Source organism: Rugamonas sp. GW822-FHT03B10 (genome assembly GCF_058801745.1).
The window spans coordinates 207364-233687 of the sequence record NZ_JBXANP010000008.1 but is presented as its reverse complement, the minus strand read 5'-3'; the positions used below and the strand labels follow the sequence as shown (position 1 = coordinate 233687).

The following is a 26324-nucleotide window of genomic DNA, read 5'->3' as shown; positions in this document are numbered from 1 at the left end:
ATCAAAACGCCGCAGACCTTAGCGCGAGTGGCGCGCAAGTGTCAATCATTTGTGTTCATTTTGCCGTTTTGCTAACGCTTTGCGGGAACGGCGCACGCCGACTGGTTCAGTTGCAGGTGGGCGGCCCCAGATGGCCGGCGAACCACGCCGTGGCCAGCCGCGCCACTTCCTCCAGCGCCCCTGCCTCCTCGAACAGGTGGGTGGCGTGCGGCACGATGGACAGCGACTTTTCGCAATGGAGCTGGGCGTAGGCGGCGCGGTTCAGTTCCAGCACCACGTCGTCGGCGCCGCCGACGATGAGCAGGGTGGGCGAGGCCACCCGTTGCAAGGCCTCGGCGCTGGCCATGTCGGGCCGCCCGCCGCGCGAGACGACGGCGCCAACGGCGCCATTGCGCGCGCCGGCGGCCACCCGCAGGGCCGCCGCCGCGCCGGTGCTGGCGCCGAACAGGCCAAGCGGCAGGTGGGCGGTGGACGGATGGCGGCGCAGCCAGGCGGCGGCCGTGGCCAGGCGGTCCGTCAGCAGGGCGATGTCGAAGCGGGCGTTGGTGTCCTGGTCTTCCTCGGGGCTGAGCAGGTCGATCAGCAGGCTGGCCATGCCGGCCCGCCGCAGTTCAGTCGCCACATAGCCGTTGCGGGGGCTGAAGCGGCTGCTGCCGCTGCCATGGGCGAACAGCACCACGGCGAACGGTTCGGCCGGCAGTTCCAGCATGCCTTCCATGTCCACGGAACCGGCCGGGATCCGCACCAGTTCATGGCGTGGGGTGGGCATGGCCGTCTCCGTGGCGTTGGGCGGCGTCGGCGCGGCGCGCGGCGTCGGCCCGCCGCAGCAGGTCGATCACTTCCGCGTCGCTGGTCTGCTCGAAATCGTCGTACCAGATGCCGATGGCGAAGAACGGCTCGGGCACCGTGAGGCACACCAGTCGATCGACCAGCGGCCGCAGCGTGTGCACGGCTTCGCTGGACGCCACCGGCACCGCCACCACCACCCGCGCCAGGCCGGCCGCGTGCAGCGCCTTCACGGCCGCCTCCATGGTGGCGCCGGTGGCGATGCCGTCATCGACCAGGATGGCGACCCGTCCGGCCAGCGCGACGGGCGGGCGGCCGCCGTGGAACAACTCGTCGCGCTGCGCCACCTCGGCCAGCTTGCGGGCCGCCAGCGCCTCCACGTATTCCTTGGGGACGCCCAGTTCCGCCACCATGTCGTGGTGGATGACGCGGATGCCGCCGCTGGCGACGGCGCCGATGGCCAGTTCCTCCTGGCCGGGCGCACCCAGCTTGCGCACCACCAGCACGTCGAGGTCCACGTCCAGCTCGCGGGCGACGGCGTAACCGACCGGGACCCCGCCACGCGGCAGCGCCAGCACCACCACGTCGGCCCGGCCGGCGTAGGCGTCCAGCGCGTGGGCCAGCAATTTACCCGCATGCACGCGGTCTTTGAATCTGCTTGCGCTGCCCATCTCCGCCTCCCGCTTGTCCGTCCATGCGCTGCCGGCACGTATATTCTCCAATGTAGTCGGTATTTTGCGCCACGTCAGGAAAGCTCGCTGATTCGCGTCAATCCGTGTCGCCTTTGTGCCGATTCCGGCCCGGAGCGCTGTTGGCCACCGCATCCCCAATTCGGCCGCTAGTTGATGTAGATCAAATCGGGCCGGTGACAGGGAAAATGAAGCCTCCTACATTGGAACGGTAGCGCCGATGTGACGATCCCGAAAGGGGGCTGCTGTGGACAGACCTGGCATCATCAAGCACCGTGCGGCGGCCTTGCATCCGGCGCCGAACTGGACCGACTACGGGGCCGGGCGTGCCGCCTTCTCCTGGGACAGCGTGCGTGCCGCGCTCGATTACCTGCCCTGCGGCGGCCTCAATATCGCCCACGAGGCCGTTGAGCGCCACTCCCGTGGCGAGCATGGCGACCGGCTGGCGTTCCGCTTCCTCGGGGAGCACGGGCAGCGCACGCTGACCTACGCTGAACTATCGTACGCCACCAACCGCTTCGCCAACGTGCTGGCCGGGCTGGGCGTGGGGCGCGGCGAGCGGCTGTTCGTGCTGGCCGGGCGCTTGCCGGAGCTGTACGTCGCCGTGCTGGGCAGCCTGAAATGCGGCGCCGTGGTCTGCCCGCTGTTCTCCGCCTTCGGCCCCGAACCGATCGCCACCCGTATGTCGCTGGGCGACGCGCGGGTGCTGGTCACGACCCCAGCCCTGTACCGGCGCAAAGTGGAAGCCCTGCGCGGCCGCTTGCCGGGCCTGCGCCACGTGCTGCTGGTGCGCGCGCCGGGCGAGGCGCGCCAGGACATACCGGATACGCTGGACTGGGAGGACGCGATGGCCGAGGCGTCCCAACTGTTCGAGATCGTGCCCACCAGCGCGGACGACTACGCGCTGCTGCACTTCACCAGCGGCACCACGGGCACGCCCAAGGGGGCGCTGCACGTGCATGGCGCCGCGCTCACCCACTGGATGACGGGCAAATACGCGCTCGATCTGCATCGGGGCGACATTTACTGGTGCACGGCCGATCCGGGCTGGGTGACGGGCACCTCGTACGGCATCATCGCGCCGCTGCTGCACGGCGTGACCTCCATCATCGACGAGGCCGAATTCGACGCCGAGCGCTGGTACCGCATCCTGCAGGAGCAGGCCGTGACGGTCTGGTACACGGCGCCCACGGCGATCCGCATGCTGATGCGGGCCGGCCCGGCGCTGGCCGGCAAGTTCGCGTTCCCCGCGCTGCGCATGGTGGCCAGCGTGGGCGAACCGCTCAACCCGGAAGCCGTGTGGTGGGGCGAGGAAGTGCTGGGCCACCCGATCCACGACAACTGGTGGCAGACGGAGACGGGCGGCATCATGATCGCCAATACGCCCGGTTTCGACATCAAGCCCGGCTCCATGGGCCGCCCGCTGCCGGGCGTGGACGCCTGCATCGTGACGCGCGACGCGGACGGCGCCGCGCACGTGGCCACGGCGCCGGACACGGTCGGCGAACTGGCGCTCAAGCGCGGCTGGCCGGCCATGTGGCGCGGCTACCTGAACGAGGAGGCGCGCTACCGCAAGTGCTTCGACGGCGACCTTTACCTGACGGGCGACCTGGCCCGCTGCGATGCGGACGGCTATTACTGGTTCGTGGGCCGCTCGGACGACGTGATCAAATCGTCGGGCCACCTGATCGGCCCATTCGAGGTGGAGAGCGCGCTGCTCGAACATCCGGCCGTGGCCGAGGCGGGCGTGATCGGCAAGCCCGATCCCACGGTGGGCGAAATGATCAAGGCCTTCGTCTCGCTCAAACCCGGTTACGAAGGCACGCAAGCGCTGCGCACGGAGCTGCTGGGCCATGCGCGCAAGCGGCTGGGCGCGGCCGTGGCGCCCAAGGAGATCGACTTCCTGCCGGCCCTGCCGCGCACGCGCAGCGGCAAGATCCTGCGGCGCCTGCTCAAGGCGCGCGAGCTGGGCCTGCCCGAAGGCGACACGTCCACCCTGGAGGCCGGCGCATGACCGCCAAACCCGCCACGAAGCAGCGGCTTGCACTGCTGGCCGACATGCTGCGCATCCGCCGCATGGAGGAAGCGTCGGCCCGGTTGTACGGCGAAGGGAAGATCCGTGGCTTCCTGCACCTGTACGTGGGCGAGGAGGCGGTGGCCGTGGGCGTGCTGCACGCGCTGGCCGCCGGGGACCGCGTGGTGGCCACCTATCGCGAACACGCGCATGCGCTGGTGCGCGGGGTGGCGATGGACGCCATTATGGCCGAGATGTTCGGCAAGGCGGCCGGCTGCTCGCATGGCCGGGGTGGCTCCATGCACCTGTTCGACCGCGCGCATGGCTTCTACGGCGGTAACGCCATCGTCGGCGGCGGGCTGGCGCTGGCCGTCGGATTGGCGCTGGCCGATCATCTGCGGCAGGACAAGCGCGTCAACGCCTGCTTCTTCGGCGAAGGGGCGATGGCCGAGGGCGCGTTCCATGAGTCGCTCAATCTGGCCGCGTTGTGGAAGCTGCCCGTGCTGTTCATCTGCGAAAACAATCTGTACGCGATGGGCACGGCGCTGGAACGCTCCGAATCGCAGGTGGACCTGTGCGCCAAGGCGGCCAGCTACGCGGTGCACACCGCCAGCGTGGACGGCATGGACGTGGAAGCCGTGCTGGCCGCCGCAAGTGCCGCCGCCCGCCATGTGCGCGAGGGGCACGGCCCGTTCTTCCTCGAATGCCGCACCTACCGCTTCCGCGCCCATTCCATGTTCGATCCGGAACTGTACCGCGACAAGGCCGAAGTGGAGCAATGGAAGCAGCGCGGCCCGATCCACAGTTATTCCGCGCGCCTGAAGGAGCAGGGCGTGTTGACGGAGGCGGATTTCCTGGCGCTGGACGCGCAGGCCGACAAGGAATTGTGTGCCGCCGTCGCCTTCGCCGAAGCTGCGCCTTGGGAAAGCGCGGCGTCGTTGCTCGACGGCGTGTCCGCGCCGGAGGCCGCGCCATGAAGATCAGCTACCGCGAAGCCATGCGCGAGGCGATCCGGGAAGCCATGCGCGCCGATCCGCGCGTGTTCCTGATGGGCGAGGATGTGGGCCGCTACGGCGGCTCGTACGCCGTCTCCAAGGGCTTGCTGGAGGAATTCGGGCCGGAACGCATCCGCGACACGCCGTTGTCCGAACTGGGCTTCGTGGGCGCGGGCATCGGCGCGGCCTTGGGCGGCATGCTGCCCATCGTGGAGATCATGACCGTCAATTTCAGCCTGCTGGCGCTGGACCAGATCGTCAACACGGCGGCCGCCATGCGCCATATGTCCGGCGGCCAGTTCAACGTGCCGCTGGTGATCCGCATGGCCACCGGCGCCGGCCGACAACTGGCGGCGCAGCACTCGCACAGCCTCGAATGCTGGTATGCCCATGTGCCGGGCCTGACGGTGCTGGCCCCGGCCACGGTGGCCGATGCACGCGCCATGCTGGCGCCCGCGCTGGCCGATCCCGACCCGGTCGTCATCTTCGAGCACGCGCAGCTGTACAACATGGAGGAGGAAGTGGACGGCGCGGCCTGGCCGCCCGTGTGTGATCTGCGCCATGCCGCCGTGCGCCGTCCCGGCACGCAATTGACGATGATCGCGTATGGCGGCTGCCTGCCCAAGGCCATGCAGGCGGCGCAACAGCTGGCCGCGCAAGGGGTGGACGCGGAAGTGCTGGACTTGCGCGTACTGCGGCCGCTCGATACGGCCGCCATCATGGCGTCCGTGCGCAAGACCCATCGGGTGCTGGTGGTGGACGAGGGCTGGAAAACCGGCAGTCTCGCGGGCGAGATCATGGCGCGCGTGGTGGAAGAAGCGTTCTACGAACTCGACGCGCCGCCCGCCCGGGTGTGCAGCGCGGAGGTGCCGATTCCGTACGCGGCCCACATGGAGCAGGCGGCATTGCCACAGGTGGCAACCATCGTCGAAGCCGCACTGCGGATGGTGGGGGCCACATGAAGGAGTTCAAACTGCCGTCGCTCGGTTCGGACATGGACGAGGGCAAGCTGCTGGCCTGGCACATCCAGCCGGGCGACACCGTCAAGCGCGGACAGGTGGTGGCCGTGGTCGATACGTCCAAGGCCGCCGTGGACGTGGAGATCTGGCAGGATGGAACGGTCGCCGAGTTGCTCGTGCAGCCCGGCGAGACGGTCCCGGTGGGCACGGTGCTGGCGACTTTGCTGGAGGAGGGCGACGATGCCGGTGCGGTGGCGGCGCGCAAGACTGCGGGCGCCTCGCCCGCGCCGGCAACAGCGGTGTCCGCGCAAGCCGCACCGGCAGCCGCATTGGCAGTGCATGCGCTCGCCCTCGCGCCCGCACCCGGACCCGCCCTCGCGCGCGTGCCCGCCCTCGCGCCCGCGTCCGCGCGGCGCCGCGTTTCGCCGGCCGCCCGCAAAAAGGCCGCCGAATGTGGTGTCGAGCTCGAAGCCTTGACCGGCACCGGCACGGACGGCGCCATCACCCTGCAGGACGTGGAAGCCGCCGCGCAAGCCACCAAGGCCGCCAAGGCCGCGCCGGTGGACCGCCAGGCTGAGATGCGCAAGGCCATCGCCGCCGCCATGAGCCGCAGCAAGCGCGAAATTCCGCACTATTATTTGAGCGAGCCGGTACCCATGCGCGCCGCGCTGGACTGGCTGGCGGCGGCGAACGCCGAACGCCCGGTCACCGACCGTCTGCTGCTGGCCGTGCTGCAATTGAAGGCGGTGGCGCTGGCGTTGCGCGCCTTCCCCGATATGAACGGCTATTACCGGGACGGCGCGTTCCAGCCCGTGCAGGCTGCCCATGTGGGCGTCGCGATCGCGCTGCGCCAGGGCGGTCTGGTGGCGCCTGCGTTGCTCGACGCGGCGAACAAGCCGCTCGACCAGTTGATGCGCGAGCTGTCCGACCTCGTGCGCCGCGCGCGCGCAGGTTCGTTGCGCAGTTCGGAGATGGGCGACGCCACCATCACCGTCACCAATCTGGGCGAACAGGGCGTGGAGATGGTGTCGGGCGTAATTTATCCGCCGCAGGTGGCGCTGGTCGGTTTCGGCCGCCTGACGGACCGGCCATGGGTGCGCGATGGCGGCCTGTGTGCGATGCCGGTGGTGACGGCCAGTCTGGCGGCCGATCACCGTGTATCCGACGGCCACCGGGGCGCGCTGTTCCTGGCGGCGATCCGCGAACTGCTGCAAAACCCGTCCGCGCTTTGAAACGGAGATGAACCATGGAACGCGAACAATTGATGGCCGCCGTGATCGCGACGCTGCAAACCATCGCGCCCGAGGTCAGTGCGGCCGACCTGGCGGCGGGCGAGGCGCTGCGCTCCCAGGTGGACCTGGATTCGATGGACTGGCTGAATTTCCTGATTGGGCTGCACACGTCCTTGCAAGTGGACATACCGGAGTCCGATTATGGCCGTCTGCGCACCTTGAATGAGCTGGTCGACTATCTTGCCGCGCGGATGGCCTGACGCGGCTTGCAGTGCGATAGTCCAGTCCGCACCGTAGAATATATTGTCTTTTATTTCAGGTTTTTCCCTATAATCGACCCTGCATTCGATAATTGCGGGGGGCTGTGCGTGAAGAACCTGAACTTCAAGCCGTTTCCATTGGGCGGGCGTCGCCGCGCCCTGATCGCCTTGTTCGCCGTGGCGGCGAGCGGCTGCGCGGTCGGCCCGGATTACCGCCCGCCCGCGCAGCCGCCCGGCTTGCGCGACGACAGCTACACGCCCACCGCCATGCCGTCCGACACGGCCGCAGCGCCCGTGCCCGGCGGCGCATCGCAACATCTGACGCCGGGGCAGGACATACCGGCCCAGTGGTGGACCGTGTTCCACTCGCCGGAACTGGACCGGCTCGTGCGCGACGCGCTGGCCCACAATCCCACCCTGGCGGCGGCCGAAGCGGCCTTGCGGCAGGCGCAGGAGAACTACAACGCCGAACGCGGCAGCCTCGTTTTTCCGGCCGTGAACGCCCAATTGGGCGCGGCCCGCGAACACCTGGCGGACCAGGGCAAGACCGTCAACGGCGTCTTTTCCCTGTATAACGCCTCCGTCAACGTCAGTTACGCGCCGGATGCGTTCGGGGGCACGCGGCGCGCGCTCGAAGGCGCCCAGGCCGCCATCGACTACCAGCGCTACCAGCTCGAAGCGGCGCAACTGACGCTGACGGCCAATGTGGTGACGGCCGCGATACGCGAGGCGTCGTTGCGGGCGCAGGTGCAGGCGACGACGGAAGTGCTGGCGGCCCAACGCCAGCAGCTGGACGTGATCGACAAACAATTGAAGGCCGGCGCCGTGGCCCGCGCCGTGCTGCTGACCCAGCGCAGCCAGGTGGCCCAGACGGCGGCCACCTTGCCGCCACTGGAAAAGGCGCTGGCCCAGAGCCGCCATGCCTTGTCCGTGCTGGCCGGCCAGTTGCCGAGCGTGCCGGACTTGCCCCAGTTCGAGCTGGCGTCGCTGGCCTTGCCCGAGCAACTGCCGGTGTCGCTGCCATCGGCCCTGGCGCGGCAGCGGCCCGACATCCGCGCCAGCGAAGCGCAGCTGCACCAGGCCAGCGCGCAGGTCGGCGTGGCCACGGCCAACCTGTACCCGCAATTCACGCTGAGCGCCAGCTACGGCGCCGCCGGGGCCAGCCCGCATCAGCTTTTCAAGGCCGACAACGTGTTCTGGAATCTGGCCGCCGGTCTGACCCAGCCGCTGTTCAACGGCGGTGCGCTGACGGCCAGGCGCCGCGCCGCCGAAGCGGCCTACGACGCGGCGGCGGCCCAGTACCGCGCCACCGTGCTGGCCGCGTTCCAGAACGTGGCCGACAGCCTGCGGGCGCTGGAGTACGACGCCAACGCCCTGCAGGCGCAGGCCGACGCCGAAGCGCTGGCGGCGGAGACGCTGGCGCTGGCCAGACGCCAGTACGAGCTGGGCGCCATCAGCTACCTGGCGCTGCTCGATGCGCAGCGCAGCTACCAGCAAACGCACGTCGCGCTGGTGCAGGCGCAGGCCGCCCGTTACGCCGACACGGCCGCGCTGTTCCAGGCGCTCGGCGGCGGCTGGTGGAACCGCGCGCCGGCCGGCGCCGCCGCACCGTAGTTTTTCTTTATTCGTTGAGCTGAGGGTGACATGACCAAGCGTATGTTCATCATGGTGGGCTGTGTGGTGCTGCTGGTTGCGGCGCTCGCACTGGGCAAATTCCTGCAGATCCGGCAGATGATCGCCAGCTCGCCCAAGCCCGGGCCGCAGACCGTCACGGCGGTCAAGGTGCAGGCGCTGGAATGGCAGCCGGCGCTCAGTTCCGTGGGCACGCTGGTGGCCGTGCGTGGCGTCGATATCAGCAGCGAGATCGCCGGCATGGTGCGCGAGGTGCGCTTCCGCTCGGGCGACGAGGTCAAGTCCGGCCAGGTGCTGTTCGCGCTGAACGCCGATGCCGACCTGGCCCAGCTCCACGCGCTGCAGGCCTCGGCCGAACTGGCGGCCACGGTGCTGCGGCGCGACGAGGCGCAGTTCGCGGCCCAGGCCATCAGCCAGGCCCAGTTGGACAACGACCGCGCGGAACTGAAAAGCCGCCGCGCGCTGGCGGCCCAGCAGCAGGCGCTGGTGGACAAGAAGACGATACGGGCGCCGTTTTCGGGCAAGCTGGGGATCACGGCCATCAACCCCGGCCAGTTCGTCAATCCCGGCGACAAGCTGGTGACGCTGCAGACGATGGACCCCGTGTACGTGGACTTCTATGTGCCGCAGAAGCAGCTGGCCGGCCTGGCGGTGGGCCAGAAACTGAGCCTGGCCAGCGACGCGTGGCCGGGCGCGGCCTTTCCCGCGCGGTTGACGGCCATCAGTCCCAAGGTCGATCCGGCCACCCGCAACGTGCTGGTGGAGGCGACGGTGGCCAACGGCAAACGCCAGCTGGTGCCGGGCATGTTCGCCAACGTGAGCCTGGAGCAGGGCGACAAGCAGCGCCACCTGACCTTGCCGCAGACGGCCATCACCTACAACCCCTATGGCTCGACCGTGTTCGTGCTGGCGCCGGGGCAGGGCAAGGACGCGCCCAAGGATGACAAGGGCCAGCCGCGGCTGGTGGCGCAGCAGGTGTTCGTGACCACGGGCGCCACGCGCGGCGACCAGGTGGCCGTGCTCACGGGTCTCAAGGAAGGGCAGACGGTGGTCACCAGCGGCCAGCTCAAACTGAAGAACGGCACCCCGGTGGTGATCGACAACAAGGTGCAGCCGGCCGACAGCCCGGCGCCAACGCCGCAGGAACACTGAGGGCGCTCCCATGAAATTCACCGACATCTTCATCCGGCGGCCCGTGCTGGCCAGCGTCATCAGCCTGCTGATCGTGGTGCTGGGCCTGCGTTCGCTGTTCAGCCTGCCCATCAACCAGTATCCGCGCACGCAGAACGCGGTGGTCACCATCTCCACCACCTACTACGGCGCGCCCGCGCAGACGGTGGCCGGCTTCATCACCCAGCCGCTGGAGTCGGCCATCGCGCAGGCGCAGGGCATCGACTACCTGTCCTCGTCCAGCAACAGCGGGGTGTCCGTCATCACGGCCACGCTGCGGCTCAACTACGACGCCAACCGCGCGCTCACCGAGATCACCACCCAGGTCAACTCCGTCAAGAACCAGCTGCCGGCCCAGGCCCAGACGCCCGTGCTGACGGTGCAGACCGGCCAGACGACGGACGCCATGTACATGGGCTTTTACAGCAACACGCTGCCGACCAATAACGTGACCGACTTCCTGGCGCGCGTGGTCAAGCCCAAGCTCGACGCCATCGAGGGCGTGCAGACGGCCGAACTGCTGGGCGCGCGCCAGTTCGCGCTGCGGGCCTGGCTCAACGCCGATCAGATGGCGGCCCACGGCGTGACGGCGGCCGACGTGAGCGCGGCGCTGGCGGCCAACAACTACCTGACGGGGCTCGGTTCGTCCAAGGGCCAGATGGTGAGCGTGCCGCTGACGGCCGGCACCGACCTGCACACGGTGGAGGAATTCAAGCGCCTGGCCATCCGCCAGAGCGGCGGCGCCATCGTGCACCTGGAGGACGTGGCCAACGTCACGCTGGGTTCGGAGAATTATGACTTCAACGTGGCCTTCAGCGGTGTGCGCTCGGTGTTCATCGGCATCAAGGTGGCGCCCGAGGCCAACATCCTGGACGTGGCCAAGCGCGTGCGCGAAGCCTTCCCGCCCATCCGCGAACAACTGCCCAACGGGCTGACGGGGGAGATCGTCTACGACTCCACGGACTTCATCAACACCTCCATCCATGAAGTGGTCAAGACGCTGGTGGAGGCGCTGATCATCGTCACCATCGTCATCTATCTGTTCCTGGGCAGCCTGCGGGCCGTGGTGGTGCCGGTGATCGCCATGCCGCTGTCGCTGATCGGCACCTTCTTCGTGATGCTGATGCTCGGCTATTCGATCAACCTGCTCACGCTGCTGGCCATCGTGCTGGCCATCGGACTGGTGGTGGACGACGCCATCATCGTCGTCGAAAACGTGGACCGCCACATGAAGCAGGGCATGGCGCCGTTCGACGCGGCGCTGGTGGCGGCCCGTGAGCTGGGTAGTCCCATCATCGCCATGACGGTGGTGCTGGTGGCGGTCTACGTGCCGATCGGCTTCCAGGGCGGGCTGACGGGCGCGCTGTTCACGGAGTTCGCGTTCACGCTGGCGGGCGCGGTGGCCGTGTCGGGCATCGTGGCGCTCACGCTGTCGCCCATGATGTGCGGGCGCTTCTTCCGCGCCAGCCAGGATGAGGGCCGCTTCGTCAAAGCCATCGACCGCGTATTCGACCGCGTGCACGGGCGCTACCTGCGCATCCTCCACAGCCTGCTCGACACGTGGCCGGTGCTGATCGTGATGGGCGTGATCCTGAGCGTGCTGCTGGCGCTGATGTTCAAGATGTCGCAATCGGAACTGGCGCCGGAGGAGGACCAGGGTATCGTGCTGTCGCAGGTGGTGGGCGCGCCCACGGCCACCTCGGACCAGATGCAGACCTACGCGCAGCAGATTTTCGCGATCGGCAAGGCTATCCCTGAATACGAGCAGATGTTCCAGATCACGGGCGTGCCGACCGTCAATTCGGGCTTCGGCGGCGTGCTGTTCAAGCCGTGGGACCGGCGCACCCGCTCCGCCCACGAGATCCAGCAGGAGTTGCAGCAGAAATGGAACACCATCGCGGGCGCGCGCGTGGCGGCCTTCCAGTTCCCCGCCTTGCCCGGCAGTTCCGGCCTGCCCGTGCAATTCGTGGTGACCACCACGGAGCCGTTCGAGAACCTCAACACGGTGGCCGAGCAGATGCTGGAGAAGATCAGGGCGGCCAACAAATTCTACTTCGTGGACGTGGACCTGAAGGTCGATACGCCGCAGGCGACGGTGGTGGTGGACCGCGACAAGCTCACCTCGCTGGGCATGACGCAGCAGGACTTCGGCAACGGGCTGGGCGCGGCGCTGGGCGGCGGTTACGTCAATTATTTCTCCATCGCGGGCCGTTCGTACAAGGTCATTCCGCAGGTGCGCCAGGTGGACCGGCTCAACCCCGCCAACGTGCTCGATTTCCAGATCAAGACGCCGGACGGCGCCATGATCCCGGCCAGCACGGTGGCCAGCCTCAAATACAGCGTGGAGCCGGAATCGATCACGCGCTTCCAGCAGTTGAACGCCGTGACCTTCGCCGGCGTGACCGGGGAATCGCAGGGTGACATCCTGCAGTTCATGCGCGACACGCTGAAGCAGGTGGCGCCGACCGGCTACACGGTCGATTATTCCGGCCAGTCGCGCCAGTACGTGCAGGAGTCGGGCGGCTTCCTCGTCACGATGGGGTTCGCCGTCATCATCGTGTTCCTCACGCTGGCGGCCCAGTTCGAGAGCTTCCGCGACCCCATCGTGATCCTGGTCTCGGTGCCGCTGGCACTGTTCGGGGCCATGATCTTCATCTTCCTCGGCTTCGCCTCGGTCAACATCTACACGGAGGTGGGGTTGGTGACGCTGATGGGCCTCATCTCCAAGCACGGCATCCTGATCGTGGAGGTGGCCAACCATTTGCGCGCGGCCGGCAAGGATAAGCGCGCGGCGATCGAGGAAGCGGCCGGCACCCGGCTGCGCCCGATCCTGATGACGACGGCGGCCATGGTGTTCGGCGTGGTGCCGCTGGTGATCGCGTCCGGCGCCGGGGCGGCGGGGCGGCATGCGATGGGGCTGGTGATCTTCACCGGGCTGGCCATCGGCACCTTGTTCACCTTGTTCGTGGTGCCGGCCATGTATATGTTCCTGGCCGGGAAGCACGTGGCGGTGGCGCCGCAGCCGGATGCGGCTGCGGATGGCGAGACGGGGAGCGTGCCGGCCGCGCCCGCGCATTAGGGCATGCGCGTCAGGGGGGGACCTGCGGGGATTACCCAGGCAGTATGCGGTGGTGCGCGTGGCCCTGACTTGGCACCGGCGACAAACCAGGGTCTGACCCGAGGGTCAGACCCTTAGGCTGGCGGATCAAGCCGCGCGGGCGGACGCCAGCGGCACGGCGGGCACGCCGTCGGCGGCCGGCGCCGGCGCCGTCTCCATCATGGCGCGGGTGGCCGTCTCCAGCTCCGCGAACGCCTCCACGGTGAGTGTCATCAGGCGGTCCGGATCGGGCACCTGGTCGGTGTCGACGAACAGGGCCAGCTGGATCTGGCCCGCGTACGAGATGAACGCCAGGCCCACGCCCAGTTTGCCCGCCTGCGGCACCCAGCAGATCAGGTCCGTCATGCGTGAGCCGGCCAGGTAGCGGCGGCTGCCCGGGCCTTCGATATTGGTCAGCACCACCGAGCCCTTGGACGTGAACAGGTTCAGGGCGAAGTGCTGGAGCGCAGTCGGCAGGCAGCCGGCGATGGACAGGAAGGTCATCGTGGCGCGCGGTTGGTGCGAGCGCTTGATGGCCGTCATGCGCGCGCTGGACTGGCGCAGGCGCTGGCACGGATCGTCCACGTTGGTGGGCAGTTCCACGGCCACCAGCCCGAATTCGTTCCCCAACTGGAAAGCGTTGGCCTTTTCGCGCAGGTTGAAGGTGACGGCGGCCCGCAGCGCGCGCCCGTCCACCGGCTCGCCGTTGGACGACAGGTAGGCGCGCAGCGCGCCCGACACGGCGGCCACCCACACGTCGTTGAGCGTCACGCCCATGCGCTTGGACAGGGTGCGCACGCGGTCCATCTCCAGCGGCGGCAGCCAGACCAGCTGTTTTTCGCCATGCAGCGGCGCTTTCAGGCGGGTGCGCGCGTCCGGCCACAGCACGGACAGGCGCGTGACGTGGAAGGCGATCTTCAGCCACGAGACGGCGCGCGCCAGGTTGAAGCACACCGGGTTGCCGGTGACGGCGGCGCGGTGCGGGTGGCCGACGGGCGAGGGGGCGCGGCCGTGCAGGCCGTGGTCGTCGGTCAGGTGGTTGAGCACGTGGACCAGCCCCAGGCCGTCCGTGATGCAGTGGTGGACCCGGAACACGATGGCGTGGCCGCCGTTGACGCGGTCCAGCACCGTCATGTGCCACATCGGGCGGTCCGTCTGCAGCGGCAGGTGGGCGATGCGGGTCAGGTGGTGCTGCAGCTCGGCGCGGCTCACTTCCTCCACCATGCGCTCGTGCTTGATGTGGTCGAGGATGTTGAACTCCTCGTCCTCCACCCAGTGCGCGCGGCCCCAGCGGCTCACCACCTTCTGCGTGAAGCGCGGGTAGTTGGGCAGCCGGTGCGCGATGGTCGACACCAGCCGTTCCATGTCCACCTCGCCCTCGAACAGCAGGATGCTGTTGATGACCATCAGGTTCTTGTTGGTGTCCATGCGGTGCCAGGCGTAGTCGCGCCGGGTCATGCGCGAACGGGCCGCGCCGGCCGGGCGGGCCGGTTCGGCGCCTTGCTGCTCCGGCTCCTGGTGCGCGTGCGCGCGCGATGCGGAAGTGTGGTTCATGTGCTGCTGTCTCCTCTTGCCGCGCCGTTGTAGTTATAGTGGCGTCGGCCTATTGTCGATGCGGTGCGTTGCTGGCTGGCCTGGTCAGCCGCCGATGCTGGCCTCCTGGCAGGTGGCCGGCGCGGCGGCCGTCGCTGCCGCCGCCGCCTTCGACACGCCGCGTGGCCGCAGCGCGTAGCGGTTCAAGCCGCCCATGTGGACGCGGCACAGGTAGTCGGTCCAGTTGATCTGCGCCGGATCGACGGGGAAGCGGGCCGCGTCCTCGGCGCCGAAGCGGCGCGCCAGCGCCATCAGCCGGTTGTTGTGGAAGCGGTAGCGCGGCGCCGTGTAGAACGAGAACGTCACGGCCAGGGTCTGGGTGGTGCGCAGCGCCTCGATGGCGGGCGACTCGCCCGCGCCCAGCAGGCGGCGCAGGCCGTTCCAGGCACCCGTGCCGGCGCGCATGGCGCGCAGCATCAGCAGGAAGGTCGGACGGCTCACCACCTGGAAGTCGCGCTTGGGCGCGTTGTAGAACAGCCGGTCGTACTGGCGCCAGTTGCGCTTGGCCTCGGTCTGGAACAGGTCGATCACCTTGCCCAGCTTGATCGGGTTGCCCGAGCCCGTGCACGCCTGGTAGATGCGGCGGGCCGGCGCCTCGGTCAGCGCCTCGGCGCTGGCCAGCAGGATGCTGTTGGCCACCAGGTCGGCCGGCACGATGTCGATCACCTCGTCCGGGCGAGCTGGGAAGAAGCTGGTCTTGCCGCGCGCGTAGGCCAGGATGATGGCGTCGGCCACCTTCACGCCTTCGATCCAGCCCGGCACCGGCTCCTGCAGCGTGCTTTCGATGATGGACGGGCGCACGATGGTCAGCGCGCGGCCCTGCATGGCGCGCATGGCCAGCTGCTCGCCCATCCACTTGGTGAAGGTGTAGGTGTCGTTCCAGCCGTGGTAGTTGGCCTCGGCGATGCCCAGTTCCGTCAGTCGCGTGGCCAGTTGTTCGGGATCCGCCACCTCCGACTTGACCTGGCCGATGCGGTGGTTCAGGTAGTCGAGCAGGTTGGACAGGTCGTAATAGCCGTCCGCGTGGCGCGCGATGCTGGCGCGGGCCGGGCGCACGATCTCCTCCTGCATGGCGCCGCGCTGGTAGCCGTTCACGTAGCAGGTGGAGACCTGGATCAGCGGCGCGTTGGCGGCGCGCGCCAGGGTGGCCAGGTTGGCGATCGAGAGCGCGTTGATGGCCAGCGCCTGGTCCAGCGCTTCGCGGAAGTTGACGCTGGCGGCGGCGTTGATCACCAGGTCCACCCGGCGGGTGAGGGCGTAGAACTCGGCCGGATCGAGGCCGAAGCTCGGCTCCGTCACCTCGCCCGTCACGCATTCGAGCTTCTCGGCGAAGAATTGTTCGAGGTGGCGCGGCCGTTCGGCGCGCAGCTTGTCGAACACGGAGGAGGCGGCGATCTCGCGCTCGAAGCGGGCGCGGGCCGTCATGCCGTTGCGGCCGCCGCGGATCAGCAGGATCACGCCGCCCACATCGGGCACGGCGCGGATCAGTTTTTCCAGCACCACCTTGGCCAGGAAGCCCGTGGTGCCCGTGATGAAGACGCGCTTGCCGGCCAGCGCCGGTCCGACACCCAGGGTGGGCCCGGCGTTCAAAACATTGTTCATATTCTTCTCAGTCTCTTTAGTTGCTTGCAACCTTCGTTCGGTACGGCCGGAGGAACGCCTCCCGCCGTGTTTGTACTTTTACGGCTTGCCGCGCCGTCGAGGTTTGCTCCACATTCTTTGTGAGAAGTTTGCTGCGCCGCGCGGGAGGCGGTGGCCGGCCCGCGCGCTTGCCCGGAGAAAACGTATCAATACTGCAATAGACTCCGGTTCCGATCTTAATGCGAAACAGTGGCGTGGCAGGCCATTTTGCCTAGTCCCGGCGAGCCAAACGCATGGCGCGGGGAGTCACGCGCCGCCGGCGCCGGGCACGCCAGAGAGGGAAAAGCGGAGCGGAACGGGGGCGCCGGTTCGTGTTGCGTTTTGTCTATATTGTTGTCAGATTCATACAGATAAAAGCTGCTTATGAGCAATATTCCCCCAACTGCTGTCCGGGACAGCGTTGTTTCGACTATCATGCAAGTCTGATATTCGAACTTAAACCAGTGTTTCACGGCCTGGCAGGATGGAGGCCGTGGCGCGCAGCCATGTCCGTCACATGCCCAGAACCGTGTTGATCGAACCTGCCCCGTTGACGTCCCCGATCGCCGTCGCGCCGCGCGCGCGCGTGACGCCCGGCGGCGTGCTGTTCGGCGGCTTGGCGTCGCTGCTGGTGCTGGTCTGGCTGTGCCCGTGGACGGAGCCGCTCAAGCAAAGCGAATTGCTGTTCTCGGCCGCCGCCCATACCATTTCCGAATTGTTCGCCGTGGTGGTGGCGGCCCTCATCTTCGCCGTGTCGTGGAACGCCTATCAGTGCGAACGGGCCGGCAACACCATGATCCTGGCCTGCGGTTTCCTGGCCGTGGGCCTGATCGACCTGGCCCATCTGCTGTCCTACAAGGGCATGCCCGATTTCGTCACGCCGGCCGCGCCGCAAAAGGCCATCGCGTTCTGGCTGTGCGCGCGCTACACGGCCGCGTTCACGCTGCTGGTGGTGGCGCTGCGGCCCTGGACCCGCTTCCGCAGCGACGTGACGCGCTACCTGATGCTGGGCGCGGCCCTGTTGCTGACGGGCGCCGTGTACGGCCTGCAGCTGTATGCGCCGCAGCTGTGGCCCGTCATGTTCGTGCCGGGCCAGGGGCTGACCCCCATCAAGCTGGCGGCCGAATATGGCATCGTCGTCATCCTGCTGGTGCCGCTGCTGCTGTTCTGGCGCGCGCCGGCGCCGGAGGCCACGCCGCTGCTGCGGGCCACGGCCATCACCATCCTGAGCGAATTGTGCTTCACGCTGTACGCCAACGTGAACGACATCTTCAGCCTGCTGGGCCACCTGTACAAGGTGGTCGCCTACGGCTACATCTACCAGGCCGTGTTCGTATCGAGCGTGCGCGAGCCGTTCCTGCGGCTGTCGGCCGCCATGCGCCAGCAGCGCGCGGCCGAGGACCGGCTGCACTTCCTCGCCTACCACGACCCGTTGACGGAGCTGCCCAACCGGCTCATGGCCCGCGCCAGCTTCCGCGACGCCGTGTCGCGCCACCACGGTGGCCGGGTGGCGCTGGTGTTCCTCGACCTCGACAACTTCAAGCAGATCAACGACAGCCTCGGCCACTTGCAGGGCGACCTGGTGCTGCAGGAGATGGCGAACCGCTTGCGCGCGCTGGCGCCGCCCGGCGCCACCGTCAGCCGCCAGGGCGGCGACGAATTCCTGCTGGTGTGGAGCGGCCTGCCCGACGCGGCGGCGCTGGCGCCGGTGCTGGACATGCTGCTGCATCGCCTGCAGGAGCCGATCATGCTGGCCGGGCAGGAGCTGGCCACCACCGTCTCGGCCGGGGTCGCGCTGTCGCCCGACGACGGCGCCGATTTCGACACGCTGCTGCAAAAGGCCGATACGGCCATGTACCACGCCAAGCACCAGGGCCGCAACACGTGGTGCGGCTTCGCGCCGCGCATGCTGTCGGACGCGGCCGAGCGGCTCGATATCCGCAACGGCCTGGCGCAGGCGCTGCAACGCGATGAATTGCTGCTCTACTACCAGCCCCAGCTCGACCTGGCCAGCGGCCGCATGATCGGCGTGGAAGCGCTGATCCGCTGGCAGCGCCCCGGTCACGGCCTGGTGTCGCCGGCGCGCTTCATCCCGGTGGCCGAGGAGTGCGGCCTGATCGTGCCGATCGGCGCCTGGGTGCTGCGCACGGCCTGCCGTCAGATGGCCGAGTGGCGCGCGGCGGGCGCGCCGCACATGGTGGTGGCGGTCAACCTGTCGGCGCTGCAGTTCGGACGCGGCGACCTGGAACAGGATGTGCGCGCCGCGCTGGAACAGGCGGCGCTGCCGGCCGACTGGCTGGAGCTGGAACTGACGGAATCGATCCTGCTGCAGAATCCCGAGCAGGTGCTGGCCGTGGTGCAGGGGTTGCGCAAGCTGGGGGTGAGCCTGTCGGTGGACGATTTCGGCACCGGCTATTCCAGCCTGGCCTACCTCAAGCAGTTCGCCGTCGACAAGCTCAAGATCGACCAGTCGTTCGTGCGCGCCATCGACGCCCATCCGGAAGACACGGCCATCGTGCGGGCCATCGTCCAGATGGCCCACAGCCTCGGACTGACCACCATCGCCGAGGGCGTGGAGAACGCGGCCGTGCTGGAACTGCTGCGCAAGCTCGGTTGCGACGAGGTGCAAGGCTACCACTACGCCAGGCCGCTGCCTGCGGATGAGGCGCTACCCTTCATCCTGGCCGCGCAACAAGGCCTGGGGCCGGCCACGGCGTGAGCGGCCGGCCGGCCAGCCGGCCAGCCAGCCGCCGCGCTCAGGCGATGATGCCCAGCTTGCGGGCGATGGCCACCGCCTGCGTGCGGCTTTGCGCGTGCAACTTGGTGTTGATATTGCGCAGATGGGTGCGCACCGTGCTGTCCGAGACAAACAGCTTTTCCGCCAGCGCGCTGTTCGAGTAGCCGTCGGCCAACAGGGCCAGGATGCGCGTCTCTTTCTGGGTCAAGGGCTCGGCCAGGGCGGCGCCGGCGCCCGCTTCGGGCAGCGCTTCCGCATCCGCTTCCGCCTCGGCCGGCGGGAAGGCTTGCGCCAGCCGCAGCAGATAGTCGCTGAACATGGGATCGGGCCGGGCCGCCGTGTCGGCCCGCTGGCTGTCCTGTAGCCGCCGCACCAGCAGACCCGCCACCGGGCCTTCGTCCACGATCAGCCGCACAAAGCCTTCGCCGCTGGCCGCGCGCAGCGCCTGCTGCATGGCCGTTTGCGCGGCGCGCGCCTGGCCCGCATGGTGCAGGGCGATGGCGCGCAGCAGTTGCAGCTTGAGCTGGCGCCGCACGCGGCCCTCGGCCGCCGCTTCCGCCAGCGCGGCGTCGATCTGCTCCAGCGCGGTATTGTCCGGGGCGCCCTGGCCGAAGTGCGCTTCCCAGCGCAGCCGTCCCAGGTCGAAGTGCTCCACGTCGTGCGCCAGCAGGCGCAGCGCGCGCACGCGGGCCCACACGGCCGTGTCGTTGGCGCGCTCCAGTTCCTCGCGCGCCGCCACGCGGTTGCCTTGCAGGAGCAGCATGCGCGCCCGTTCCAGCTTCGCGCTGGCCACCACGCGCGGCAACTGGCGCTGGTAGCCCGTGTATTCGAGTTCGCTCAGGTATTGCAGCATCATGTCGATGTCGCCGCGCGTGAAGGCGATGCGGGCCAGCCGCGTGTAGCCGATGATCATGTGGTCGGCCAGCGCCACGTCCTTGGCCAGCGGCACGTACACGTTGAACAGGTGGGCCGCCGCGCGCAGGTCGTTGACCTCGTACAGCGCGTCCGCGTACAGCACGCCGGCGAAGGCGTTGCCGTGGGTGTAGGTGTAGGACGGCGCGTGCGTGGCGTTGACGGCCAGCCGCAGGCGCGCGCTGGCCTGGCGCAGGCGGCCGCCCTCCAGGTCCAGGATGCCTTCGATCGATTCCGAGTACATGCGGCTGAACAGGCCGACGCCGTCGCCCTGTTTGCGGCGCGCCGCGTCGAGCATCTGGTGCGACTGCTGGTACTGGCCCAGTGAACACAGGATCAGCGCCATGCCGTTGATCAGCATACTCTCCGCGAACGGCTTGCTGAGCGGGAGCTGCGCCAGCGCGTCCATGCCGGCCACGCTGGCCTCCTCGATGCGGTCCATCATCGTCAGCAGCGACGGGCGCAGGGCCAGCAGGTGGGCGCGCACGTCGGGATCGGTGGAGTCGGCGCAGCCGGACGCCTCCAGCACGGCCATCGCCTCGCGCGGTCCCCGGCTCAGGGCCAGCGCCCATGTCTTGACCACCACCAGCATCGGCGCCTGCGCCAGCGCGGCGGCGGGGATGGCGCCGAACCAGCGCGTGAGCAGGTGCATGCGGCCTTCCTCCAGCAGCGCCTCCGCGTGCTGCTGCAGCAGCCGCAGCGCCGGTTCCAGGTTGCCGCCGTCGAGCGCGTGGTCGATGGCGGGCACGATGCCGCCCTGGGCCTGGTACCAGTCCGACGCGGCGCGGTGCAGCCGTTGCTCCTCGCCCGGCATGGTGATGCGCAGTTGCTGGCGCAGGAAGCCGGCGAACAGGCTGTGGTAGCGGTAGGTGCCCGGTTCGCCCTCGATCGGCTGGATGAACAGGTTGGCCTGCTCCAGCGCGGCCAGCAGCTGGGCGCTGTCGTCGCGTCCCAGCAGGGCGTCGCACAGCGAGGCGTTCAGGTGGCGCAGGATGGAGGTGCGCAGCAGGAAGTCGCGCACGGTGCCGCTCTGGCGGGCCAGCACGTCGTCGGCCAGATAATCGGCCACGGCGTCGTTGGAGCCGGAGAAGCGGGCGATGAAGTCGGCCCGGCCTTCCTGCCGTTCGAGCGACATCGAGGCCAGCCACAGGGCGGCGGCCCAGCCTTCCGTCTTGCGGTACAGGGCCGCCAGGTCGGCCTCGCCCAGCGCGATGTGGCGCTGGCCGGTGATGAATTCGGCCGCCTCGCCGGCCGAGAAGCGCAGCTGGGTGGTGTCGATCTCCAGCAACTGGCCGCGCGCGCGCAGCCGGCCCAGGCCCAGGTCCGGCCGGCTGCGCGCGCCGATCACGAGCTGGCCACGGCGCGGCAGGTTGGCGATCAGTTCGCGCACCAGGTCCAGCACCGTGGGGTCGGTCACGTGTTCGAAATCGTCGAAGAACAGGGCGAACGGGCTGGGATGGGCGGCCAGACGCTCCATGATGTCGAGCGCGCCGTCGCTGGCGCCGGCCTGCTCGCCGTGCAGCTGGGCCACGGCCGCCGCCAGGCAGGCCAGGAAGCGGGCCGGGTCGTTGTCGCTGCGGTCCAGCGTCAGCCACAGGGTTTCCACGCCGTCGGCCTCGAACTGGGCGCGGCATTGCAGCATGGTGGTGGTCTTGCCGAATCCGGCCGGCGCCCGCACCAGCACCAGGCGCACCGACTGGGCCGCGCGCACGGCCTCCGCCACGGCCTTGCGCTGCACTTGCGCGGCTGGCGGCGAGGGGGGATTGAGCTTGGCGGCGAGCCGGTTGGGCGCGACGCTGGGGGCTGCGCTGGTGGCTGAATTCATGGAAACGGCTTGGTTGCGGGAGCCGCAATCTTACCGTTTCCGGGGGCGCGAGCGCAATTCGTCGCTTCCGACGATGCGGAGGCGGGCCGGCCCTGCCTACAATACTTGCATACTCAACTAAATTGGAGACCCTGTCCCATGATCCCACGCACCCTGTACAGCCAAGACCACGAAATGTTCCGCGACGCGGCCCGCCGCTTCATCGAAGGCGAGATCGTGCCCCACCACGCGCGCTGGGAGGAGCAGGGCCACGTGGACCGCAACGTGTGGAACAAGGCCGGCGAGTCGGGGCTGCTGTGCACCAGCATGCCGGAACAGTACGGCGGCGCCGGCGTGGACCTGCTGTACAGCGCCGTCTACATGGAGGAGCAGGCGCGCGTGGGCGCCACCGGCGTGGGCTTCTTCCTGCACTCGGAAATCGTGGCGCCCTACATCCTGCACCACGGCAGCGACTACCTGAAATCGACCTACCTGCCCAAGATGGCCACCGGCGAGATGGTGGGCGCCATCGCCATGACGGAACCGGGCGCCGGCTCCGACCTGCAAGGCATCAAGACCTCCGCCGTGCGCGACGGCGACCATTACATCCTGAACGGCTCCAAGACCTTCATCACCAACGGCTGGCTGTGCGACCTGGTGATCGTGGTGGCCAAGACCGATCCCTCGGCCGGCTCTAAGGGCATCAGCCTGTTCGTGGTCGACACCACCATGCCCGGTTTCAGCAAGGGCAAGCGCCTGCACAAGATGGGCATGAGCGCGCAGGACACGTCGGAACTGTTCTTCGACAACGTGCGCGTCCCGGCCCGCAACCTGCTGGGCGAGGAAGGCTGCGGCTTCTACTACCTGATGAAGGAACTGCCATGGGAGCGCCTGCAGATCGCCGTGACCGGCATCGCCGCCGCCCAGGCCGCGCTGGACTGGACCATCGCCTACACCAAGGAGCGCAAGGCGTTCGGCAAGTGCATCGGCGACTTCCAGACCGTGGCCCACAAGCTGGCCGAGATGAAGACGGAAATCGCGGTCGGCCAGGTGTTCGTGGACCGCTGCCTGGAGCTGATGGCGGCCGGTAAGCTGGACGCGGAAACGGCGTCCATGGCCAAGTACAATATCTCGGACCTGCAGTTCAGCGTGATGGACCGCTGTGTGCAGCTGTTCGGCGGCTACGGCTACATGCACGAATACCCGATCGCCCGCGCATGGGCCGACGCGCGCGTGCAGCGCATCTACGGCGGCACCAACGAGATCATGAAAGAACTGATCAGCCGCACCCTCTAAACGAACCGCAAGGACCGACGACATGGAAGCATACATCTACGACGCCGTGCGCACCCCGCGCGGCAAGGGCAAGAAGGACGGCTCGCTGCACGGCACCACGCCGGTGGAACTGGCGGCGACGGCGCTGCGCGCGCTGCGCGACCGCAATGAACTCGACACGGCCAACGTCGACGACGTGCTGCTGGGCTGCGTGACGCCCGTGGGCGAGCAGGGCGCCTGCATCGGCCGCGTGGCCGCGCTGGCTGCCGGCTACGACCAGAGCGTGTCGGGCGTGCAGGTCAACCGCTTCTGCGCCTCCGGGCTGGAAGCATGCAATATGGCGGCCGCGCTGGTCATGTCCGGCCAGGCCGACATGGCCGTGGGCGGTGGCGTGGAGGGCATGTCGCGCGTACCCATGGGCGCCGACGGTGGCGCCTGGGCCGTGGACCCGCGCTGCGCCATGCCCGGCTACTTCGTCCCGCAAGGCATTTCGGCCGACGTGATCGCCACCCTGTGGGGTTACTCGCGCACCGACCTCGATGCCTACGCGGTCGAGAGCCACCGCCGCGCCCAGCGCGCCGTGGACGCGGGCTGGTTCGCCGGCTCCATCGCACCAGTGCGCGACCTGAACGGCCTGCTGGTGCTGGACCGCGACGAGACCATCCGTCCGCAGACCAGCATCGAATCGCTGGCGGCGCTCAAGCCGGCGTTCGCCGACATGGGCGAGAAATATGGTTTCGACTCGGTGATCCGCCAGCGCTACCCTGAACTGGAGCGCATCAACCACGTGCACCACGCCGGCAACAGCTCGGGCATCGTGGACGGCGCGGCCGCCGTGCTGTTCGGCAGCGCCGAAGCGGGCGCCCGTTCCGGCCTCAAGCCGCGCGCCCGCATCCGCTCGTTCGCCACCATCGGCTCTGAGCCGTCCATCATGCTGACCGGCCCGAGCTACGCGGCCGAGAAGGCGCTCAAGCGCGCCGGCATGCAGGCGTCCGACATCGACCTGTTCGAATTGAACGAGGCGTTCGCCGCCGTCGTGCTGCGCTTCATGCAGGTGATGAACGTGTCGCACGACCGCATCAACGTCAATGGCGGCGCGATCGCCATGGGCCACCCGCTGGGCGCCACCGGCGCCATGATCCTCGGCATCCTGCTCGACGAACTGGAGCGGCGCGACCTCAACACCGGCCTCGCCACCCTGTGCGTGGGCGCGGGCATGGGCATCGCCACCATCATTGAACGGATTTAAGGAGAGCGGCATGATCAATTTTGAACTCGACGCCCAGGGCATCGCCACGCTGAGCTGGGACATGCCAGGGCGCAGCCAGAACGTCATCAACGGCGAAAGCTGCGCCGCGCTGTTCGCCGCCATCGAGCGCGCCGTCAGCGACCCGGCCGTGAAAGGCATCCTGATGACGTCGGCCAAGGCCGACTTCATCGCCGGCGGCGACCTCGAATGGCTGCAATCGGCCGACGCGGCGCCGGAACTGTTCGCCCGCACCACGGCCCTGCACAAAGCCTTGCGCCAGCTGGAAACGTGCGGCAAGCCGGTGGCCATGGCGCTGCCCGGCACCACGCTGGGCGGTGGCCTGGAAGTGGCGCTGTGCGGCCATTACCGCGTGGCGGCCGATAAGCCGTCGGCCCGTTTCGGCCTGCCCGAAGTGACCCTCGGCCTGCTGCCGGGCGGCGGCGGCACCCAGCGCCTGCCGCGTTTGATCGGCGTGCAGAACGCGCTGCCGCTGCTGCTGGAAGGGAAGCGCCTGAAAGCGGCCGACGCGCTCAAGCTGGGCATCCTGAACGCCGTGGTGGCGGCTGGTACGGAAGTGCAGGCGGCGCGCGACTGGCTGCTGGCCCAGACCGGCCCCGTGCAGCAGCCGTGGGACGCCAAAGGCTACAAGATCCCCGGTGGCGCCATTAGCAGCCCGGCCGTGCAGCAGCTGATCATGGCCGCCAACGCCATGCTGCGCGCCAAGACCTATGGCAATTATCCAGCGCCTGAACACATCCTGTCGTGCGTTTACGAAGGCTTGATCACCGACCTCGATACGGGCTTGAAGACGGAAGCGCGCTACTTCGTGCACGCCGTTTTGAGCCCGCAGGCCAAGAACATGATCCGTAGCCTGTTCTTCGGCATGAACGAGGCCAACAAGCTTGCCGCGCGTCCAGCCGGTGTGGACAAGCAGCGCTATAGCCGCGTGGGCATCCTGGGCGCGGGCATGATGGGCGCCGGCATCGCCTACGTGACGGCCAAGGCGGGCATCACCGCCGTGCTGCTCGACACGTCGCTGGAAGCGGCCGAGCGGGGCAAGGACTACAGCCGCAAGCTGCTGGAAAAGCAGGCCGCGCGCGGCCAGATCACGGCGGAGAAAGCGGCCGCGCTACTGGAACGTATCGTGCCGACCGCCGACTACGCGGCGCTGGATGGCGCCGAGATGGTGATCGAAGCCGTATTTGAAGACCGCGCCATCAAGGCCGACGTGACCCGCAAGAGCGAAGCCGTGCTGGCGCCGGACGCCATTTTCGCGTCCAACACCTCGACCCTGCCGATCACCGGCCTGGCCGAAGCGAGCGCCCGTCCGGCCAACTTCATCGGGCTGCACTTCTTCTCGCCGGTTGACAAGATGCCGCTGGTGGAAGTCATCCTCGGCAAGGGCACCAGCGATGCCACGCTGGCCCGCTCGCTCGACTACATCGCCGCCGTCGGCATGACGCCCATCGTGGTCAACGACGCGCGCGGCTTCTACACCAGCCGCGTGTTCTCGACCTACGTGATGGAAGGCTTGCAGATGCTGAAGGAGGGCGTGCGTCCCGCGTTGATCGAGAACGCGGGCCTGCAAGCCGGCATGCCCGTCGGCCCGCTGGCGCTAACGGACGAAGTCTCGGCCGAACTGCTGGTGAAGATCGAAAAGCAGACGGCGACGGATCTGGGCGACGCCTACCGCCCGCGTCCTGGACTGGAAGTGGCGCAGCGCGTCGTGGCGCTGGGTCGCATCGGTAAGAAGGCCGGACAGGGCTTCTACGACTATCCCGAGGGCGGCAAGAAGTCCTTGTGGCAGGGCTTGGCCGAGCTGTTCCCGCCGGCCGCCGAGCAACCGGACGTCAATGTGCTGGTGCAGCGCCTGATCGCCGTGCAGTCGGTGGAGACGGTGCGCTGCATGGAGGAGGGTGTGCTGACGACGGCGCGCGACGCCGACATCGGCGCCATCCTCGGCTGGGGCTTCCCACCGTTCCGGGGCGGCACCATCGGCCATATCCACAGTACTGGCATCGCCGCGTTCATCGGTCAGTGCGAAACGCTGGCGCAGCAATTCGGTGAACGCTTCCAGCCGCCAGCACTGTTGCGGACGATGGCCGACAACGGCCGCACGTTCTACAGCCGTTAAACCCCACAAGCGCTTGAGCAGCAGGGTCTGACCCTTGGGTCTGACCCTGGTTTGGCGCGTCGTGCGGTTTCACCGCCCAACAACCCAACGAAAAGGGTGAGGGTCAGACCCTCTTTGCTTTGTAAGGGGCCGCCATTGTGCGGCCCTTTGTTGTTTTCGTGCCAAT

Annotated in this window: 17 protein-coding genes; 12 read left to right on the top strand and 5 right to left on the bottom strand. The window is 68.5% G+C overall.

The features are described 5' to 3' along the window. Positions 1-106: 106 nt before the first annotated feature. Positions 107-769: a dienelactone hydrolase family protein gene (locus tag AC1RQG_RS15625; RefSeq protein ID WP_493132929.1), complete on the bottom strand. Its 663-nt coding sequence runs from the start codon at positions 767-769 to the stop codon at positions 107-109. Next, positions 750-1427, bottom strand: a complete 678-nt coding sequence (locus tag AC1RQG_RS15620) for a phosphoribosyltransferase (RefSeq protein WP_493132928.1) — start codon at positions 1425-1427, stop codon at positions 750-752. The genes AC1RQG_RS15625 and AC1RQG_RS15620 overlap by 20 nt, the downstream gene beginning before the upstream one ends. Positions 1428-1722: 295 nt before the next feature. On the opposite strand from AC1RQG_RS15620, the gene acsA reads away from it, so the two are divergent. The 8 genes from acsA (at position 1723) to AC1RQG_RS15580 (ending at position 12816) form a co-directional block, all read left to right on the top strand. After that, positions 1723-3489, top strand: coding sequence for an acetate--CoA ligase (acsA, locus tag AC1RQG_RS15615; RefSeq protein ID WP_493132927.1), 1767 nt, complete (start codon positions 1723-1725; stop codon positions 3487-3489). Beyond that, on the top strand, positions 3486-4466 hold the full coding sequence (gene pdhA / locus AC1RQG_RS15610) for a pyruvate dehydrogenase (acetyl-transferring) E1 component subunit alpha (protein ID WP_493132926.1): 981 nt from the start codon (positions 3486-3488) through the stop codon (positions 4464-4466). The genes acsA and pdhA overlap by 4 nt, the downstream gene beginning before the upstream one ends. Continuing rightward, positions 4463-5446: an alpha-ketoacid dehydrogenase subunit beta gene (locus AC1RQG_RS15605; RefSeq protein ID WP_493132925.1), complete on the top strand. Its 984-nt coding sequence runs from the start codon at positions 4463-4465 to the stop codon at positions 5444-5446. The genes pdhA and AC1RQG_RS15605 overlap by 4 nt, the downstream gene beginning before the upstream one ends. Beyond that, positions 5443-6675 carry a dihydrolipoamide acetyltransferase family protein gene (locus tag AC1RQG_RS15600; RefSeq protein ID WP_493132924.1) on the top strand — a complete coding sequence of 411 codons (1233 nt, stop codon included), beginning with the start codon at positions 5443-5445 and terminating at the stop codon, positions 6673-6675. The genes AC1RQG_RS15605 and AC1RQG_RS15600 overlap by 4 nt, the downstream gene beginning before the upstream one ends. 14 nt (positions 6676-6689) lie before the next feature. Then, positions 6690-6935, top strand: coding sequence for an acyl carrier protein (locus tag AC1RQG_RS15595; RefSeq protein ID WP_493132923.1), 246 nt, complete (start codon positions 6690-6692; stop codon positions 6933-6935). Between the two features lie 108 nt (positions 6936-7043). Further along, complete coding sequence (locus tag AC1RQG_RS15590; RefSeq protein WP_493132922.1) at positions 7044-8549, top strand: efflux transporter outer membrane subunit; 1506 nt, start codon at positions 7044-7046, stop codon at positions 8547-8549. 30 nt (positions 8550-8579) lie between these two features. Next, positions 8580-9719: an efflux RND transporter periplasmic adaptor subunit gene (locus tag AC1RQG_RS15585; RefSeq protein ID WP_493132921.1), complete on the top strand. Its 1140-nt coding sequence runs from the start codon at positions 8580-8582 to the stop codon at positions 9717-9719. Positions 9720-9729: 10 nt separating this feature from the next. Beyond that, a complete protein-coding gene (locus AC1RQG_RS15580) occupies positions 9730-12816 on the top strand; it encodes an efflux RND transporter permease subunit (protein WP_493132920.1) in 3087 nt (1028 codons plus the stop codon). A 126-nt stretch (positions 12817-12942) separates the two neighbouring features. On the opposite strand, the gene AC1RQG_RS15575 is transcribed toward AC1RQG_RS15580, so the two are convergent. Both AC1RQG_RS15575 and AC1RQG_RS15570 read right to left on the bottom strand, forming a co-directional pair. Then, positions 12943-14388, bottom strand: a complete 1446-nt coding sequence (locus AC1RQG_RS15575) for a wax ester/triacylglycerol synthase family O-acyltransferase (protein WP_493132919.1) — start codon at positions 14386-14388, stop codon at positions 12943-12945. Between the two features lie 84 nt (positions 14389-14472). Then, positions 14473-16029, bottom strand: coding sequence for a fatty acyl-CoA reductase (locus AC1RQG_RS15570; RefSeq protein ID WP_493132918.1), 1557 nt, complete (start codon positions 16027-16029; stop codon positions 14473-14475). Positions 16030-16576: 547 nt separating this feature from the next. Here AC1RQG_RS15570 and AC1RQG_RS15565 point away from each other — a divergent pair. Then, positions 16577-18766, top strand: a complete 2190-nt coding sequence (locus AC1RQG_RS15565; RefSeq protein ID WP_493132917.1) for a putative bifunctional diguanylate cyclase/phosphodiesterase — start codon at positions 16577-16579, stop codon at positions 18764-18766. 37 nt (positions 18767-18803) lie between these two features. Here the strand turns inward: AC1RQG_RS15565 and AC1RQG_RS15560 are convergent, their stop codons facing one another. Further along, positions 18804-21521, bottom strand: coding sequence for a winged helix-turn-helix domain-containing protein (locus AC1RQG_RS15560; protein ID WP_493132916.1), 2718 nt, complete (start codon positions 21519-21521; stop codon positions 18804-18806). A gap of 138 nt (positions 21522-21659) precedes the next feature. Here AC1RQG_RS15560 and AC1RQG_RS15555 point away from each other — a divergent pair, with 138 nt between their 5' ends. The 3 genes from AC1RQG_RS15555 to AC1RQG_RS15545 are packed head-to-tail and all read left to right on the top strand — an operon-like array spanning position 21660 to position 26158. Continuing rightward, positions 21660-22796: an acyl-CoA dehydrogenase family protein gene (locus AC1RQG_RS15555; RefSeq protein ID WP_493132915.1), complete on the top strand. Its 1137-nt coding sequence runs from the start codon at positions 21660-21662 to the stop codon at positions 22794-22796. 22 nt (positions 22797-22818) lie between these two features. Continuing rightward, positions 22819-24024 (top strand): acetyl-CoA C-acetyltransferase, encoded by a 1206-nt coding sequence (locus tag AC1RQG_RS15550; protein WP_493132914.1) that lies wholly within the window; start codon positions 22819-22821, stop codon positions 24022-24024. Between the two features lie 10 nt (positions 24025-24034). After that, positions 24035-26158, top strand: a complete 2124-nt coding sequence (locus AC1RQG_RS15545; protein ID WP_493132913.1) for a 3-hydroxyacyl-CoA dehydrogenase NAD-binding domain-containing protein — start codon at positions 24035-24037, stop codon at positions 26156-26158. Positions 26159-26324: the final 166 nt, after the last annotated feature.

What these genes read in the sequence shown, in the direction of transcription:
- pdhA (WP_493132926.1), top strand. Translation starts at nt 3,486, where the DNA reads ATGACCGCCAAACCCGCCACGAAGCAGCGGCTTGCACTGCTGGCCGAC.
- AC1RQG_RS15595 (WP_493132923.1), top strand. Translation starts at nt 6,690, where the DNA reads ATGGAACGCGAACAATTGATGGCCGCCGTGATCGCGACGCTGCAAACC.
- AC1RQG_RS15625 (WP_493132929.1), bottom strand. Translation starts at nt 769, where the DNA reads ATGCCCACCCCACGCCATGAACTGGTGCGGATCCCGGCCGGTTCCGTG.
- AC1RQG_RS15555 (WP_493132915.1), top strand. Translation starts at nt 21,660, where the DNA reads ATGATCCCACGCACCCTGTACAGCCAAGACCACGAAATGTTCCGCGAC.
- AC1RQG_RS15575 (WP_493132919.1), bottom strand. Translation starts at nt 14,388, where the DNA reads ATGAACCACACTTCCGCATCGCGCGCGCACGCGCACCAGGAGCCGGAG.
- AC1RQG_RS15570 (WP_493132918.1), bottom strand. Translation starts at nt 16,029, where the DNA reads ATGAACAATGTTTTGAACGCCGGGCCCACCCTGGGTGTCGGACCGGCG.
- AC1RQG_RS15560 (WP_493132916.1), bottom strand. Translation starts at nt 21,521, where the DNA reads ATGAATTCAGCCACCAGCGCAGCCCCCAGCGTCGCGCCCAACCGGCTC.
- AC1RQG_RS15550 (WP_493132914.1), top strand. Translation starts at nt 22,819, where the DNA reads ATGGAAGCATACATCTACGACGCCGTGCGCACCCCGCGCGGCAAGGGC.
- AC1RQG_RS15600 (WP_493132924.1), top strand. Translation starts at nt 5,443, where the DNA reads ATGAAGGAGTTCAAACTGCCGTCGCTCGGTTCGGACATGGACGAGGGC.
- AC1RQG_RS15585 (WP_493132921.1), top strand. Translation starts at nt 8,580, where the DNA reads ATGACCAAGCGTATGTTCATCATGGTGGGCTGTGTGGTGCTGCTGGTT.
- AC1RQG_RS15580 (WP_493132920.1), top strand. Translation starts at nt 9,730, where the DNA reads ATGAAATTCACCGACATCTTCATCCGGCGGCCCGTGCTGGCCAGCGTC.
- AC1RQG_RS15545 (WP_493132913.1), top strand. Translation starts at nt 24,035, where the DNA reads ATGATCAATTTTGAACTCGACGCCCAGGGCATCGCCACGCTGAGCTGG.
- AC1RQG_RS15605 (WP_493132925.1), top strand. Translation starts at nt 4,463, where the DNA reads ATGAAGATCAGCTACCGCGAAGCCATGCGCGAGGCGATCCGGGAAGCC.